Annotated in this window: 15 protein-coding genes; all 15 read left to right on the forward strand. The window is 45.4% G+C overall.

The window, feature by feature from the left end; all coding sequences use genetic code 11:
- Window positions 1-113 precede the first annotated feature (113 nt).
- The 15 genes from OCV61_RS09275 to yqeB all read left to right on the forward strand — a co-directional run bounded on the left by OCV61_RS09275 (window position 114) and on the right by yqeB (window position 17112).
- The gene (locus OCV61_RS09275; RefSeq protein ID WP_262582770.1) at window positions 114-482 is read left to right on the forward strand and encodes a DUF6273 domain-containing protein; all 369 of its coding nucleotides are present in this window, start codon (window positions 114-116) and stop codon (window positions 480-482) included.
- A gap of 162 nt (window positions 483-644) precedes the next feature.
- Window positions 645-1583 (forward strand): glycosyltransferase family 2 protein, encoded by a 939-nt coding sequence (locus tag OCV61_RS09280; RefSeq protein WP_158421564.1) that lies wholly within the window; start codon window positions 645-647, stop codon window positions 1581-1583.
- A gap of 1 nt (window position 1584) precedes the next feature.
- Window positions 1585-1998: a GtrA family protein gene (locus OCV61_RS09285; RefSeq protein ID WP_158421565.1), complete on the forward strand. Its 414-nt coding sequence runs from the start codon at window positions 1585-1587 to the stop codon at window positions 1996-1998.
- Between the two features lie 13 nt (window positions 1999-2011).
- Window positions 2012-3064: a nicotinate-nucleotide--dimethylbenzimidazole phosphoribosyltransferase gene (cobT, locus tag OCV61_RS09290; RefSeq protein WP_158421566.1), complete on the forward strand. Its 1053-nt coding sequence runs from the start codon at window positions 2012-2014 to the stop codon at window positions 3062-3064.
- A gap of 47 nt (window positions 3065-3111) precedes the next feature.
- Window positions 3112-3657, forward strand: coding sequence for a bifunctional adenosylcobinamide kinase/adenosylcobinamide-phosphate guanylyltransferase (locus OCV61_RS09295; protein WP_158421567.1), 546 nt, complete (start codon window positions 3112-3114; stop codon window positions 3655-3657).
- Window positions 3638-4408 (forward strand): adenosylcobinamide-GDP ribazoletransferase, encoded by a 771-nt coding sequence (gene cobS, locus OCV61_RS09300; protein WP_158421568.1) that lies wholly within the window; start codon window positions 3638-3640, stop codon window positions 4406-4408. Before OCV61_RS09295 ends, cobS begins: the two co-directional genes overlap by 20 nt.
- Window positions 4409-4440: 32 nt before the next feature.
- Entirely contained in the window at window positions 4441-4821 is a 381-nt protein-coding gene (locus OCV61_RS09305) for a bifunctional adenosylcobinamide kinase/adenosylcobinamide-phosphate guanylyltransferase (RefSeq protein ID WP_158421569.1), read from the forward strand.
- Window positions 4814-5407, forward strand: coding sequence for a histidine phosphatase family protein (locus OCV61_RS09310; RefSeq protein ID WP_158421570.1), 594 nt, complete (start codon window positions 4814-4816; stop codon window positions 5405-5407). The genes OCV61_RS09305 and OCV61_RS09310 overlap by 8 nt, the downstream gene beginning before the upstream one ends.
- Window positions 5408-5590: 183 nt before the next feature.
- Window positions 5591-6928 carry a putative aminohydrolase SsnA gene (gene ssnA, locus OCV61_RS09315; protein WP_158421571.1) on the forward strand — a complete coding sequence of 446 codons (1338 nt, stop codon included), beginning with the start codon at window positions 5591-5593 and terminating at the stop codon, window positions 6926-6928.
- Between the two features lie 11 nt (window positions 6929-6939).
- Window positions 6940-9936, forward strand: coding sequence for a putative selenate reductase subunit YgfK (gene ygfK / locus OCV61_RS09320; protein WP_158421572.1), 2997 nt, complete (start codon window positions 6940-6942; stop codon window positions 9934-9936).
- Window positions 9937-9975: 39 nt separating this feature from the next.
- Complete coding sequence (xdh, locus tag OCV61_RS09325; protein ID WP_158421573.1) at window positions 9976-12537, forward strand: selenium-dependent xanthine dehydrogenase; 2562 nt, start codon at window positions 9976-9978, stop codon at window positions 12535-12537.
- A gap of 97 nt (window positions 12538-12634) precedes the next feature.
- Window positions 12635-14920: a xanthine dehydrogenase subunit XdhA gene (xdhA, locus tag OCV61_RS09330; protein WP_158421574.1), complete on the forward strand. Its 2286-nt coding sequence runs from the start codon at window positions 12635-12637 to the stop codon at window positions 14918-14920.
- A gap of 17 nt (window positions 14921-14937) precedes the next feature.
- On the forward strand, window positions 14938-15822 hold the full coding sequence (gene xdhB / locus OCV61_RS09335; protein WP_158421575.1) for a xanthine dehydrogenase subunit XdhB: 885 nt from the start codon (window positions 14938-14940) through the stop codon (window positions 15820-15822).
- A complete protein-coding gene (gene xdhC, locus OCV61_RS09340; RefSeq protein ID WP_158421576.1) occupies window positions 15819-16307 on the forward strand; it encodes a xanthine dehydrogenase subunit XdhC in 489 nt (162 codons plus the stop codon). Before xdhB ends, xdhC begins: the two co-directional genes overlap by 4 nt.
- Window positions 16300-17112 (forward strand): selenium-dependent molybdenum cofactor biosynthesis protein YqeB, encoded by an 813-nt coding sequence (gene yqeB, locus OCV61_RS09345; protein ID WP_158421577.1) that lies wholly within the window; start codon window positions 16300-16302, stop codon window positions 17110-17112. Before xdhC ends, yqeB begins: the two co-directional genes overlap by 8 nt.
- The last annotated feature ends 4 nt before the right edge of the window (window positions 17113-17116 follow it).

The raw sequence follows: 17116 nt of genomic DNA on the forward strand, positions 1-17116 counted from the left end.
CACGCGAGGATAGCTTGTAGATACTTGGCTCAGTAGAGCCATTGAGCAAGAAGCCCCCACTTCAAAATCTGAGATTTAAGTGGTGGGAGCATGTCACAAAAGATGTTAAATATATGGATGAAGATTCTTTGGAAAAGTACAGGGGAACCTTTGGCGACGAAAAGCTCTTCATGGAAGAAAAAGATACTTCAGACAGGATTTTTCTGCTAAGTGAGGAAGAAGCAGAAGAATGCCTGCCTACCTCACAGGAAAAACAGGCTGAACCTACAGAATATGCTTTGGCGCAGGGAGTGTCAGCTGTGGAGAGAACAACAGATTTTGACTATGGTTACTGCAGCTGGTGGCTGCGTTCTCCGGGATTTTTACAAAAAAATGCAAATTATGTATCTGAAAGCGGAGTTACCAGTTTTTATGGTGCAGCTGTGGATAATCTGGACTTTGGTGTGCGGCCTGCAATGTGGATCAATATAACCGCTTCCTGAAATTTGTGAAAGATTACTACTATTCTTCATTTTTTTTAAGAATAAGCTTGTGCCTATTCTTAACTTTTTCTGAAGAATCAGGAACGTTGTTGCCTGGATCATGGAATTGTAATATAATGGGGAAGTTAAATTTGACTGGAATTATGGACTGGAGGTTATATTATGAGCAGACTGTCAATTGTCCTCCCCGCATATAATGAGGAACTGATGGTTGGGAAAACCTGCAAAGTATTAAAGGAAGAATTGGAAAAAGCAGGGATTGCCTATGAACTGGTTCTTGTGGATGACGGATCCAAGGATCACACATGGGAAGAAATCAAAAAGGCCGGTTTTAAGGATGCAAATGTGGTGGGTATTCATTTTTCAAGGAACTTTGGAAAAGAGGCGGCTATCTGTGCAGGGCTTGCACAGGCAGAAGGGGATGTAGTAGCGGTGATGGACTGTGATCTGCAGCATCCGCCGGAAACGCTGCTTCAGATGTACGCACTGTGGCAGAAGGGCTATGAAGTGATCGAGGGAGTGAAGCTCTCCAGAGGCAAGGAAAGCGTGCTCCATAAGGAGTGTGCAGGCTTCTTTTATGGGATCATGTCCAAGGCTACCGGAATTGACATGAAGAATGCTTCGGATTTTAAGATGATGGATCGAAAGGTGGTAGACAGTATTTTGTCGATGCCGGAGCGGAATATGTTTTTCCGGGCCGAGTCTGCATGGGTAGGATACAAAACAACTACCGTTGGATTTTATGTTCAGGAGAGAGAAGCAGGTGAATCCAAATGGTCCACCTGGTCTTTGATCAAATATGCATTTACAAATATTGTGGCATTTACGACTGTGCCCCTGCAGTTTGTTACGATAGCAGGAGCAGCATGCTTCCTTTGCTCACTGGTACTTTTGATCTATTCTCTTGTGCAGTTCTTTGGCGGCCGGGCTGTAGAGGGTTATACTACTACGTTGATCGTGCTTCTTATGATCGGAAGTGCTGTGATGTTAAGCCTTGGCATTATAGGCTATTATATTGCGAAGATTTATGAAGAAGTAAAGAAACGGCCAAGGTATATTGTATCAAAGATATTACGTGGAACAGGAGAACAGCAACAGTAAAATGAAGGAACTGATCAAAAAACTATATAAGAATGATGTGGTGCGGTATGTCTTTTTTGGCGGCTGCACCACTATGGTTAATCTTGTAAGCTTTTATATCCTGCGTAAAGCAGGTACGGAACTGAATACAGCTAATCTTATTTCGATTATCCTTGCCATTCTTTTTGCCTATGTGGTAAATTCAAAATATGTATTTCAGGATAAATGTGAGACCCTGAAGGATCACATTAAGCCTTTTGGCAAGTTTATCGGAGCCAGGCTGGCAACTATGGTGATCGAGGTGGGCGGCGTATGGCTTCTGGTAGAACAGCTTCATATGAATGATATGTTAGGGAAATTTGCCACCCAGTTTGTGGTACTTGTGCTGAATTACATATTCAGTAAATTCCTTGTGTTTACCACAGGAAAGAAGTAAGGAGAGAGAAAAGATGACAATAAATGAAACCATTGCTGCTGTCCGGCCGTTGGATCAGCAGATCATGGAAAAAGCAAAGAAACGATGGGACAGTATTGCAAAGCCTTTACATTCCCTGGGAAAGATGGAGGATCTGATCATACAGATCGCTGGGATCACCGGGAAATTTAACGTAGATATACATAAAAAAGCACTGGTTGCAATGTGCGCGGATAATGGTGTTGTGGAAGAGGGCGTGACCCAGACAGGACAGGAAGTGACTGCTATTGTGGCGGATAATTTTGTACGCGGCACTTCTACTGTATGCGTGATGTGCCAGGAGTGCGGTGTGGATATGAAACCGGTAGATATTGGTATGGTAACAGATGCACTGGCAAGAAGGGATCTGAAGGTTGCTTATGGCACCAGGAATATGGCAAAGGGTCCTGCCATGACAAGAGAACAGGCAGAGCAGGCGATCCGTGCCGGGATCGCTATGGCAGAGGAACTGAAAGGCCAGGGATACCAGATACTGGCTACCGGCGAGATGGGCATTGGGAATACCACCACCAGCAGTGCAGTGGCATCTGTTCTTTTGAGTCAGCCGGTAGAAAAGATGACAGGCCGGGGAGCCGGGCTTTCCAGTGAAGGACTTTTACGGAAGATCCGCACCATAGAGAAGGCGATCCAGCTGAATCAGCCGGATCCAGAAGATCCAGTAGATGTGCTGGCAAAGGTAGGAGGACTGGACATTGCAGGACTTACCGGAGTTTATCTTGGAGGAGCAGCTCTTGGTATGCCGGTTGTTATGGATGGATTTATTTCCTGTGTGGCAGCTCTTGCAGCCAGGAAAATGTGTGAACTGGCAGGTGATTATATGATTCCTAGCCATATGTCAAAGGAACCGGCTTCCAGGCTTTTGATGGAGGCACTGGGAAAGGATCCGGTGATCCATGGAGACATGTGTCTTGGGGAAGGCACCGGGGCAGTAGCGCTATTTCCATTTTTGGATATGGGTGCAAAGCTTTACAATACGCTTAGTACCTTTGAGGATATCCATGTAGAACAATATGAAGAATTGAAATAGCCACATGGAGAAACGATGAACATGCTGAATATGAGGAACTTAAAATAATGCTGGTTTTGGTAACAGGAGGCAGTGGAAGCGGGAAATCTGCCTATGCAGAAGAAAAGATCCTGTCTTTTGGACAGGGAAAACGGATTTATATCGCTACCATGTTTCCTTTTGATAAAGAAAGTGATGCAAGGATCCTGCGGCACAGACAGATGCGTGCAGGAAAAGGTTTTGAAACAGTAGAAAGATATACGGATCTTAAGGGACTAAAGCTGGATCCGGACAGTGTAGTGCTTCTGGAATGCATGTCCAATCTGACTGCCAATGAAATGTTTCAGGAAGAGGGTGCCCATGAAAGAACTGTGGAAGCAGTGATGGAAGGGGTAAAACATCTTCGTGACAGTGTACAGCATCTGGTGATCGTGACCAATGAAATTTTTTCGGAAACTGCCCAGTATCTGGGAGAGACCGCTCTTTATCAAAGCTATCTGGGAGAGATCAATCGTCAGATTGCCGGGGAAGCAGATGAAGTGACGGAAGTTGTATATGGGATTCCGGTATATCTGAAAGGAGGATGTGTACCTGATGAAAAAACTGTGGAATAATTTTAAGGCGGCGTTTGCTATGTATTCCAAGATCCCTATGCCTGTAACTGACTGGGATAAAGAAAATATCAAGTATATGTTCTGCTTTTTTCCATTTATAGGTGCAGTGATCGGGCTGATCACCTGGCTGGCAGGATATGCAGGGCAGTATTGTGGATATAATGGCAGCTTTGTGGCAGTAGTTCTCACTTTGATCCCAGTACTGGTTACAGGAGGGATCCATGTGGACGGTCTTCTGGACACATCAGATGCATTAAGCTCCTGGCAAAGCCGTGAGCGCAGGCTGGAGATCCTGAAGGATTCCAATGCAGGAGCTTTCGCGGTGATCACAGCAGGTATTTATTTCCTTACATGGTATGGGGCTTACAGTCAGATGTGGAGAAACGGCAAAGCGCTGCTGATCATGGCAATGGGCTTTATGGTTTCCAGGTGTTTTTCCGGGATCAGCGTGGTTACATTTCCAAAAGCAAGAAAAGATGGAACAGTTGCAGAGTTCTCAAGAAAATCAGAAGATATTACGGTTCGGAATGTGCTGGTCATTTATCTGGCAGTTTTGCTTGCTCTTATGGTACTGGTACAGCCTGTTTTAGGAATCCTGGCTTTTCTTGGCGCACTGGCGGTTTTTGTCTGGTATCATCATATGGCCATGAAATTTTTTGGAGGGATTACAGGGGATCTGGCAGGGTTTTTCCTTTGTACCTGTGAGGCCGGGATGTGTGTGATCCTGGCTATTGCCTCTAATTTTATATAATGAATAATAAAATGAAACCAGGGAGAAAGTAAATGGAATTGATCATCGGAGGGGCTTTTCAGGGAAAAAGCGATTATGCAAAAAAACAGCATCCTGAAATTTGCTGGAGAGAAGGCAGAGATCTGGGCGCAGACGAGATTTTTACAGCATCAGGTGTTTTGAATCTTCATGAGTTTATCCGAAAGGAAATGCAGGCAGGACAAGATCTGGAAGGATTTGGAGAGGAATTGATAAGAAGAAATCCAAATCTGATCCTTACTTCCTGTGAAATCGGCTATGGAGTTGTTCCTGTAGATGCTTTTGACCGGGCATACCGCGAGAAGACAGGAAGGATCTGCACTGTTCTTGCATCCTACAGCCGGAAAGTGACAAGAGTGATATGTGGAATAGGAACGGTGATCAAAGATGCTTGATTTGTGGCTGATTCGTCATGGGCAGACAGAGGGAAACAAATCCGGCAAGTACATTGGAGTGACAGATGAGCCTCTTTGTGTGGAGGGGATAGAGTTTCTTAAAACTCTTCAATATCCGGAAATAGATGCAGTGTTTGTAAGTCCTAAAAAGAGGTGTCTGCAGACTGCACAGATTCTTTTTCCGGAACATGAGGCGTATGTTATTCCGGAACTTGCAGAGTGTGATTTCGGAGAGTTTGAGAATAAAAATTATAAGGAACTGTCTGGTAATCAGCATTATCAGCAGTGGATTGATTCTAATGGGATGCTTCCATTTCCAGGAGGTGAAAGCAGAGGGGCTTTTAAGAAAAGATGCTTTGACGGATTTGGAAAAGCAGTGCAGCAATGTATCAACCGTAAGATACTAAGAGCAGGTCTGGTAGTGCATGGCGGCACCATTATGAATCTTATGGAGGAATATTGCGATGAGCACAGATCCTTTTATGAATGGCATGTAAAGAACGGAAAGGGCTTTCATGTAGTTCTTGATCCAGAAGCATGGAGTCAGGGAGATCGGCGGCTGATCCTAAAATACGCATATGAATGAGAGAAAGAAGGCAAAAGGAAATCATCCTTTTGCCTTCTTGTACATTCCAACAAAAAAATTAAGAATATCAAAAAAATTTTTTGCAAGTTCCATTGAAATTTATACAAATTTATGATAAATTGATACTATAAAATATGGAGTATTCCTAAAAAAATCAGTTAAATAAAAAAGGAGGAGGTAAATATGCTTATTATTGGTAATGGAAGAATGATCACACGGGACAAATCTCACATATTCTTTGAAAATGGGGCAGTGGCCATAGATGGCAATACGATCCACATGGTGGGCAATACGGAAGAAGTAAAAAAGGCCTGTCCAGGGGCAGAATACATTGATGCAAAAGGTGGCCTGATCATGCCTGCATTTATTAATGCACATGAGCACATTTACAGCGCCTTTGCCAGAGGGCTTTCTATTAAGGGGTACAATCCATCTGGTTTTCTGGATATTCTGGATGGACAGTGGTGGACGATCGACCGGCATCTTACGCTGGAGCAGACCAGGCTCAGCGCTTATGCTACCTATATTGATTCCATCCGCAACGGTGTAACAACTGTTTTCGACCATCATGCCAGTTTCGGGCATATTACAGGATCTTTAAGTGCTATAGAGGACGCAGCCAGGGATCTGGGGATCCGTACCTGCCTGTGCTATGAGATTTCTGACCGTGATGGTATGGATAAGTCCAGGGAGTCTGTTATGGAGAACGTGAATTTTATCAAACACGCCCTGGCAGATGACAGCGATATGATCGCAGCTATGATGGGTATGCACGCATCCTTTACGATTTCTGATCAGACAATGGAGCTTTGTAATGAACTGAAGCCGGAAGGTGTTGGTTACCATATTCACGTGGCTGAAGGGATCTATGACCTTCATCAGTGCCTGAAAGAGCATAATAAGCGGATCGTGGACAGGTTATATGATTGGAATATCCTGGGACCCAAGACTCTTCTGGGACATTGTATCTATGTGAATGAGCATGAGATGGATCTTATCAAAGACACAGATACTATGGTTGTACACAATCCGGAATCCAATATGGGAAATGCCTGTGGATGTCCTCCTACTATGGAGATGGTACATAAAGGAATTGTTACAGGGCTTGGAACAGACGGATATACCCATGATATGTTGGAGTCCTGGAAGGTGGCAAATATCCTTCACAAGCATAGCCTTTGCGATCCTAATGCAGCCTGGGCAGAGGTTCCCAGAATGCTGTTTGAGAATAATGCAGTGATCGCAGGCAGATACTTTAAGAAACAGCTGGGTGTACTGAAGAAAGGTGCTGCAGCGGATGTGATCGTAATGGATTATGATCCTCTTACACCAATGCGTGGGGACAATGTGAACGGTCATCTTCTGTTTGGTACAACCGGAAGAGATGTTGTAACAACCATCTGCAATGGAAAAGTGCTGATGAAGGACAGAGAAGTATTGGTATGTGATGTGGAGAAGGTGATGGCAGACTGCAGACAGTCTGCGAAAGAACTGGCAGATGATATTAACAGTGGGAAATAGGAGGCAGACGAATGAGTGATCTTATGACATGTATGTCCTTTGGACAGCTGATGGAGTGGATCCTGGAGGAAGAAAGATCAAGAGGAACTGTATTTGGAGTGCATAGGGCTTATAAGGCAGATCCTGGGAAAGGCGGAGAGATTTTTGGCAGGAAGCTGGAGAATCCAATTGGGCCGGCAGCCGGCCCCCATACTCAGCTTGCTCAGAATATTGTAGCTTCATATTATGCAGGAGCACGATTCTTTGAACTTAAAACTGTGCAGAAGATGGATGGACAGGAATTGGCTTCCTGTATTAATAAGCCATGTATCCTTGCTGAGGACGAGGGATATAACTGTGAGTGGTCTACTGAGCTGACAGTACCAGATGCAATGGGAGAATATATTAAGGCATGGTTTCTGCTTCATGTAATGGCCAAAGAGTTTGAACTGGGAGGACAGGACGGATTCCAGTTTAATATTTCCGTAGGATATGATCTGGCAGGGATCAAGACTCCTAAGATCGATGCCTTTATCGAAGGCATGAAGGAAGCAAAGGATACCGCTGTTTTTAAAGAATGCCAGGAATGGCTTCTGGATCATACAGACCTGTTTCAGCATGTAAATGCAGAAGATATTAAGAGGATCCCATCTGCAGTCTGTAATTCAGCTACGATTTCTACTTTGCATGGATGTCCGCCAAAGGAAATCGAAAGTATTGCAGATTACCTGCTGAAAGAAAAGCATTTAAATACATTTATTAAATGCAATCCTACTCTTTTGGGCTATGAATTTGCCAGAAAGACTATGGATGAGATGGGATACGACTACATGGCATTTGGAGATTTCCATTTCCTGGATGATCTGCAGTATGAGGATGCTGTGCCTATGCTGACCAGACTGATAGAGCTTTCCAGTCAGCTTGGGCTTGAATTCGGAGTGAAGATCACCAATACCTTCCCTGTGGATGTGACCAGAGGTGAGCTTCCAAGTGAAGAAATGTATATGTCCGGGAAGTCTTTGTTCCCGCTGTCTATTTCACTTGCAGCAAAGCTTTCTGCACAGTTTAAAGGAAAGCTTCGGATCGCTTATTCAGGAGGAGCTGATTATTATAACATTGACAAGATCGTTTCCTGTGGTGTGTGGCCGGTAACAGTAGCTACTACTTTATTAAAACCAGGCGGATATCAGAGATTTACCCAGATGGCAGAAAAAGTAATGGAAAAGCCTTTGGAGAAATGGCAGGGTGTACAGGTGGAGAAGCTGTCTGCCCTTGCTGAAGAAGCGAAAAAAGATCAACACCATTTAAAGAGCATTAAGCCTCTTCCTGTAAGAAAGAGTGATCAGCAGGTTCCGCTTCTGGATTGCTTTTATGCACCTTGTCAGGAAGGATGTCCTATCCATCAGGATATTCCGGAGTATATCCGGCTGACTGGGGAAGGCAGATATAAAGAAGCTCTTGAAGTGATTCTGGATAAGAATCCACTTCCTTTTATTACGGGTACCTTGTGTGCACATAATTGTATGACAAAATGTACAAGGAACTTTTATGAAGAGCCGGTGGACGTGCGCGGAACAAAGCTAATGGCTGCCAAAAACGGATACGAAAGTGTGCTTCCATATGTAAAGGCGAAGGCTGCTATCAGTAAAAAAACAGCTGTTGTAGGCGGTGGCCCGGCAGGTATAGCTGCAGCTTACTTCCTTGCAAGAGAGGGAGCGGATGTAACTATTTTTGAAAAAGAGGCACAGCTGGGCGGAGTGATCCGTTACGTGATCCCGGAGTTCCGTATTACAGACAGTGACATTGAAAAGGATCTGTCCTTCATAAAAGCACTTGGTGTGACAGTAAAGACAGGCAGGGCAATTGGTTCTGTTCAGGAACTGAAAGATGAAGGATTTGATTCTGTAATTCTTGCAGTAGGTGCACACAAACACGGCATTCTCTCTCTGGAAAAGGGAGAAGTTCGAAATGCACTTGAATTTTTAAGGGAATATAAAGAAAAGAATGGAGAACTTTCCCTTGGAAAGAATGTAGTAGTTATCGGTGGCGGCAATACTGCCATGGATACAGCAAGGGCAGCCAGCCGTGTGAAAGGCGTGGAAAAGGTTTCACTTGTATACAGAAGGACTAAGAGATATATGCCGGCAGCTGAGGATGAATTGCTGGAAGTTCTTGGTGAGGGTATTCAGTTTTGTGAACTTCTGTCACCTGTTAGTCTTGAAAATGGCAGCCTCCTTTGCAGAAAAATGGAACTGACCCAGGCAGACGAATCTGGCCGTGCAGGTGTAAAAGAAACGGATGAATGGATGCAGGTTCCAGCAGATACTGTGATTGCAGCAGTTGGTGAAAATGTACCCACAGAGTTTTATCAGGCAAATGGACTGGCTGTGAATGAAAAGGGCAGACTTCGCCTGAATACCCAGACCTGTGAGACAAGTGTGGCCGGGATTTATGCAGTAGGAGATGGATCCAGAGGAGCAGCTACCATTGTAGAGGGCATTCGTGATGCTCAGTTAGCAGCAAAGGATATCTTGAAAAAAGACATCGTAAGCCAGCATCCGGATCAGGGAACAAATGAAGATTGCTATAAAAAGAAAGGTATTCTTTGTGAAAAAGCACAGGCTTCATCCGAGGCAGACAGATGTCTGGATTGCAGCAGGGTTTGCGAGAATTGTGTGGATGTATGTCCAAACAGAGCCAATATTTCCATTCATGTGCCTGGCATGGAGAAAGACCAGGTGATCCATGTTGATTATATGTGTAATGAATGCGGGAACTGCGGCACTTTCTGTCCATATGCAAGTGCACCATATAAAGACAAGTTTACTTTATTTGCCAGTGAAGCTGACATGGCAGACAGCAAAAATGACGGATTTACTGTACTGGATCATGAGAATCGGATCTGCAAAGTCCGTTTTCTGGGTACAGAAAAGCAATGCAAGGCAGACGATCCGGAGGATCCATTATTCGAAAACCTTAGAAAACTGATACTTGCAGTGATTTGTGATTATAGTTATCTGATTCCGTAAAGTAGATCGTTCAGGTTCCGGAAAATATGGGAGGGATCTATGTACCGTTTTTATGTAAATGGAAAGGAATATCAGGAGGAAGGCGATGGGAAGCTGCTTCCTTTCCTGAGAAATGTATGTAAATTAAAATCAGTAAAAGACGGATGCAGCGAAGGCGCCTGTGGTACCTGCCATGTCCTGATCGATGGTAAGCCCATGAAAGCCTGTGTCCCCAGACTTTCCAAGCTTGAAGGAAAGCATATCCTGACTGTGGAAGGTCTAAGTGAGCAGGAAAAGGAGATTTATGTAAGAGCCTTTGGGGAAGCAGGTGCCGTGCAATGCGGTTTTTGCATTCCTGGGATGATCATCAGTGCAAAAGGGCTTTTGGACAAAAATCCGGATCCTTCCAGAGCAGATGCTGCAGATGCCATCAAGAATAATATTTGTCGCTGTACAGGTTACAAAAAGATCATTGACGGGATCCTTCTTGCAGGGAAATATTTGCGGGAAGGGCTTCCAGCCACTCCTTCCTATACTTGGAAGATGGGAGAGAGAGTTCCAAGGATTGATGTACAGGAAAAGGTACTGGGAACCGGTAAATATCCGGATGACCTGGAGTTTGAGGGAATGATCTATGGAAGCGCCCTTCGGGCAGCTTATCCCAGGGCACGGGTTCTTGCTATTCACACAGAGGAGGCAAAGGCACTTCCAGGAGTGATCGATGTTTATACAGCAGAAGATGTTCCAGGCAATGTTAAAACCGGACATCTGAAAAAAGACTGGGATACATTGGTTCCGGTGGGACGGCTGGTTCATTATTTGGGAGATGCGGTTGCCCTTGTGGCAGCCCGCACACCGGAGATCCTTGAAGAGGCCAAAAAACTGATCCGTGTAGAGTATGAAGAGCTTCCTATGGTTAAAGACCCATATCAGGCTATGAGGCCGGAAGCACCTAAGGTTCATGAGTCAGAAAAGGATAATCTTATGGCTCATTGGCATGTACACAGGGGGAATGCAGATCAGGCGATTGCACAGTCTGCCTATGTGGTGAAAGACAGTTTTCAAACACCATGGACAGAGCATGCCTTTTTGGAACCGGAGTGTGCAGTGGCAGTTAAGGATGAAGATGGCGGTGTGACCGTTTATTCTACGGATCAGGGCGTTTACGATACACAGCAGGAATGTATGACTGTTCTGGGACTCCCGGCAGAAAAGGTTCGTGTACGGAATATGCTGGTAGGCGGAGGGTTTGGCGGCAAGGAGGATGTGACTGTCCAGCATCATGCTGCTATGATCGCTTATTTGTCCGGTTATCCGGTAAAGGTTAAGCTTACCAGGGCAGAAAGTATCCTGATCCATCCAAAGCGCCATCCTATGGATATGGAGTTTACGCTGGGGTGTGATGAAAATGGGATCATCCAGGGAGTAAAGGCAAGTGTGATCGCAGATACAGGAGCATATGCCTCTCTTGGCGGACCGGTGCTGCAAAGAGCCTGTACGCATGCATCCGGGCCATACAATTATCAGAATTTTGATATTGATGGTAAAGCGTATTATACCAATAATCCTCCTGCAGGTGCTTTTCGAGGGTTTGGTGTGACCCAGACCTGTTTTGCAATTGAAATGCTCCTTACCAAAATGGCAGAGAAGGTAGGAATCAGTGACTGGGAAATCAGGTACAGGAATGGGATACGGCCCGGACAGGAGCTTCCTAATGGTCAGATTGTGGATGCATCCACTGGCCTTTGTGAAACACTGGAAGCAGTAAAGAAAGTATTTGATGAACATCCAGGTGCCGGCATTGCCTGTGCTATGAAGAATGCGGGTGTAGGAGTAGGGCTGCCAGACTGGGGCAGATGCAGGCTGTTTGTGAAGAACGGGCGTGTGGAGATCCACGCAGGAGCATCCTGCATCGGACAGGGGGTAGGAACTGTTCTGGTGCAGCTGGTATCAGAGCATCTGGGACTTCCAAGAGAAAAGATCTGTTACAGTGGGTCAGATACCTATAGTGCACCGGATTCAGGTACTACCTCTGGTTCCAGGCAGACTCTTGTTACAGGGGAAGCTTGTATACGAGCCTGTGAAAAAATGAAAAAAGCTCTGGAAGGAACAGATCTTTCTAATCTGGAAGGCAGTGAATATATAGGTGAATATTTGGCGAAAACAGATCCTATGGGAAGTGATCTGAAAAATCCGGTTTCCCATGTGGCTTATGGATATGCTACCCAGGTATGTATTTTGAATGAGGACGGAATGGTGGAAAAGATCGTAGCTGCCCATGATGTGGGAAAAGCAGTGAATCCGTTGTCTGTGGAAGGGCAGATCGAAGGCGGTGTGATCATGTCTTATGGATTTGCACTTACAGAAAAATATCCTCTTACAGATTGCAAACCAACAGCCAGATATGGTACACTGGGATTACCAAAAGCAAACAAAATACCTTTGGTAGAGAGTATTATTGTAGAGAAAAAAGGGCTGAATGTAGCAGGAGGGGCCATTGGAATCGGAGAGATCACATCTATACCAACAGCACCGGCTATTGCAGCAGCCTACTATCATTATGATGGAAAGTTCAGGACGTCCCTTCCTCTTTCTGATACTCCCTATGAGAGGAAGAAATAGAAGCAGATAAAGAGCCAATGGCGGTTCCTGAAATGGCAGGGAGCTGTCTGGCTCTTTTAAAATATTAACAAAGCTATGAAAAAAGAAGGTGAAGCTTATGATCGGAAAAAGTGTACCAAGAGTGGATGCTTACGACAAGGTGACCGGAAGAGCCAGGTTTACAGATGATATGATTCTGAACCACTGTCTGGTTGCAAAGGTTTATCATGCTACCATCGGAAATGGCAGGGTAATTTCCATTGACACCAGTGAAGCTGAGGCTTTGGACGGTGTGGTAAAGATTGTAACATTTAAAGATGTGCCCACACATCCTTACCCTACACCAGGGCATCCATGGTCTGTAGAAACTGCACATCAGGATGTGTCAGACCGTAATCTGCTTACCGGACGTATACGGTATTATGGAGATGATATTGCAGCGGTTGTAGCAGAGGATGAAGTGACAGCCTCCAGGGCTTTGCGGCTGATCAAGGTGGAATATGAAGAATATCCTGTGCAGATCCATCCAAGAGAGTCCATGAAAGGAAGTAATCCTCCGATACACCAGGAGAAAAAGGATAATATCCTGGCACATTCAGATTATGAAATTGGAGATGTGGATCAGGGGATGAAGGATGCGGCAGTTGTAGTGAAAGCTAGCTATAAGACACCTATTATACAGCATTGTCATATTGAGAATAATATTTCTTATGCTTATATGGAAAATGGCCGGATCGTAGTAGTATCCTCTACCCAGATCCCGCATATTGTGCGCAGGGTGATCGGTCAGGCACTGGGAATCCCGTGGGGGAAGGTACGAGTGATCAAACCCTATATTGGCGGTGGCTTCGGCAATAAACAGGATGTGCTGTATGAGCCTTTAAATGCCTTTCTTACGATGGCTGTAGGAGGGCGTGCTGTAAAGCTGGAGCTTACAAGAGAGGAAACCTTTGTAAATACCAGAACAAGACACTCCATAGAGTATGATCTGGCTGCTGGAGTGGATGAAGATGGCCACTTGATAGCAAAGGATATGCATGCTTATTCTAACCAGGGTGCCTATGCTTCCCATGGACATGCCATTGTAGCTAACGGGCTTACCGCCTGGCGCCTTCAGTATGGCTGTCCTAATGTGCGGGCAGAGGGATATACCATTTATACCAATACACCTGTAGGTGGTGCTATGCGTGCTTATGGGATTCCACAGGCAAATTTTGCCATGGAATGTTTTATGGATGATGTGGCATATGCCATCCATATGGATCCATTGGAATTCAGAAAGAAGAATCTGATCAAGGGCTTTTACCAGGATGCATACCTGAAGCCTATTGCAGCTCATTCTAACGGTATTTTTGAATGCCTGAAAAAAGGCGCAGAATTTATCCACTGGGAAGAAAAAAGAAAAGAATATGCTAACCAGACAGGCAATATCCGAAGGGGAGTGGGAATGTCCCTGTTTTCTTATAAAACAGGAGTATGGCCTATTTCCCTGGAAATCGCAGGAGCCAGAATGTCTCTGAATCAGGACGGCAGCGTGCAGCTTCAGGTAGGCGCAACAGAGATCGGACAGGGTGCAGATACGGTATTTTCACAGATGGCAGCAGAGACGCTGCATATGGAGCTGGAGAATATCCATATCACTTCTGTGCAGGATACAGATGTTACACCTTTTGATACAGGTGCCTATGCATCCAGGCAGTCCTTTGTAACAGGGACAGCAGTGAAGGAATGTGCCCAGCTTTTGAAGGAGAAGATCCTTGCTTATGCCAAGACGCTTCTTCCTGAGGCTGTGGGTACGCTGGAACTGGATCATGGATATATCCTGGAGAACGGAGAGAAGGTGCTTTCACTTGAACAGCTGGCACTGGAATGCTATTACAGCCTGACGAATTCCTCTGTAATTACAGCTGAGGTTTCAAGACAGGTAAAGAAAAATACCCTTGCCACAGGCTGTGGGTTTGCAGAAGTGGAAGTGGATATGGCTTTAGGAAAAGTAAAAGTACTGAATATTATTAATGTACATGATAGTGGGAAGCTGTTGAATCCCCAGCTGGCTTCCATGCAGGTTCAGGGCGGGATGTCCATGGGTATGGGATATGGTCTGTCTGAGCAGCTGCTTCTGGATGAAAAGACAGGACGTCCTTTGAATGCCACTCTTCTGGATTACAAAATGATGACCATGATGGATACGCCGGATCTGACTGCAGGTTTTGTAGAGATGGACGATCCGGAAGGCCCATATGGCAATAAAGCACTGGGTGAGCCGCCTGCTATTCCTCCGGCGCCAGCTATTCGCAATGCAGTACTTCATGCAACCGGTGTAGCATTTAATGAGAATCCGCTTACGCCTCAAAGGCTGATCGAAGCCTTCCAAAGGGCAGGACTTATACCAGTTGTGGGATGATTGAGGAGGACTGAAAAATGTATGATATTGAGAATTATTATCAGGCGTCAACCATAGAGGAAGCGGTAAAGCTTCTGAAAGAACATCCCCATGCCAGAGTTATTTCCGGAGGCAGTGATGTGCTGATCAAGATCCGGGAAGGCAAAATGGCAGGTACTTCCCTGGTGAGTATCCGGGATATAAGGGAGATCCAGGGAGTATGGATGGCGGAGAACAGGGATATCTGGATCGGGGCAGGCACTACTTTCTCCCATGTGACAGCAGATCCTTTGATCACTAGGCATTTGTCTGTACTTGGTGAGGCAGTAGATCAGGTAGGAGGTCCTCAGGTAAGGAATATCGGTACCATCGGGGGCAATGTATGTAATGGGGCTGTCAGCGCAGACAGTGCACCTACACTGTTTTCCTTAAACGCAATGCTGCTGATCCGAAATGATCAGGGAGAACGGCTGGTTCCTATCCAGGAGTTTTATCTGGGTCCTGGAAAAGTAGATCTTCACCCTGGGGACCTGCTGACCCACATTGTGATCCCTGCCTGTGAATATGAAGGTTATAAAGGCCACTATATTAAATATTCCATGCGTAATGCCATGGATATTGCAACCTTAAGCTGCAGTGTAGTAAGTGCGGTAGACCTTGATACATATACGTTGAAGGATGTAAGGATCACCTTTGGTGTGGCAGCACCTGTACCCCTTCGGTGCAGGGAAACAGAGCAGGCACTGAAGGGAATGAAGATTGGGGAGGAGCTTTATACCAATGTAAAAGAACTGGTACGAAAGGAAATCAATCCCAGGAATTCCTGGAGGGCATCCAGGGCATTCAGACTTCAGATCGGCGGTGAGATTGCAGCCAGGGCGCTGGAAGAAAGCATCCGTCTGCAGGGAGGTGACAGAGCATGAAAAAAGAAATGAGACTGGTACAATGTACAGTAAATGGACGGCCTGTAGCGGAATATGTGGATGTAAGAGAGTCTCTTCTGGATATGTTACGAAATCGTCTTGGACTTACCTCTGTGAAAAAAGGATGTGAGGTAGGAGAATGTGGTGCCTGTACAGTGATACTGGATGGAGAGACCATTGATTCCTGCATTTATCTGGCTGTCTGGGCTGATGGCAAAGAGATCCGTACCTTGGAAGGCCTGGAGAAGAACGGAGAGCTTACAAGGATCCAACAGGCATTTATAGAGGAGGGAGCTGTACAGTGCGGCTTTTGTACTCCAGGTTTCATTATGTCTGCCACAGTGCTCCTGGAAAAAGGGATTCCACTGTCCAGAGATGCTATCCGCAAGCACATGGCAGGGAATTTGTGCAGATGTACCGGATATGAGAACATTGTGAATGCAGTAGAAAAAGTAAATAAGGAAAATCTTCAGAATAATGAGTGAGCATTATATTATTGTAAGAGGTGGCGGTGACCTGGCCACTGGGGTGATCCACAGGCTTTTCCGGTGCGGATATAAAGTCCTTATATTAGAGTGTGAAAAGCCAAGTGCTATCCGCAGGAAAGTAGCTTTTTGCGAAGCTGTATATGATGGAGAAGCCTTTGTGGAAGGTGTGCTTTGCAGCAGGATCGAAGATATTAGCCAATGCAGGCAAGTGTGGGAAAAAAGACAGATTCCGCTGTTGGTAGATCCGGAGGCGGCATGCCTTAAGACCGGGCTGGATGGCCAGACACCAGCAGCTTTGATCGATGGAATCATTGCAAAGAAAAATCTTGGAACAAGGAAAGAAATGGCACCTGTAACCATTGGTCTTGGTCCAGGCTTTCTGGCTGGAGAAGATGTGGACTATGTGGTGGAAACGATGCGTGGACATGATCTTGGCAGGATCATAGAGGACGATTATGCACAGCCTAATACAGGCGTGCCAGGTATGGTAGGGGGAGTAAGCAAGGAGCGTGTGCTCCATTCTCCGGAGGCAGGGATCATCCATGTAAAGAGCCAGATTGCAGATCTGGTGGAGAAGGGACAGATTCTTGCCTATGTAGGAGAAGTGCCTGTACCGGCTTCAATCACAGGTGTGCTGAGAGGGATCATACGTGATGGATATCATGTCTTTAAAGGAATGAAGATTGCTGATATTGATCCCAGAAAAGAAGAAAAAAAGAACTGTTTTACCATATCAGATAAAGCCAGATGTATAGCAGGAAGTGTGATTGAGATCCTGCTTGGAGAGCATATACTTCCATAAAGGA

Origin of the sequence: Blautia ammoniilytica (assembly GCF_025566965.1) — a bacterium.
GTDB classification, from domain to species: Bacteria; Bacillota; Clostridia; order Lachnospirales; family Lachnospiraceae; genus Blautia_A; species Blautia_A ammoniilytica.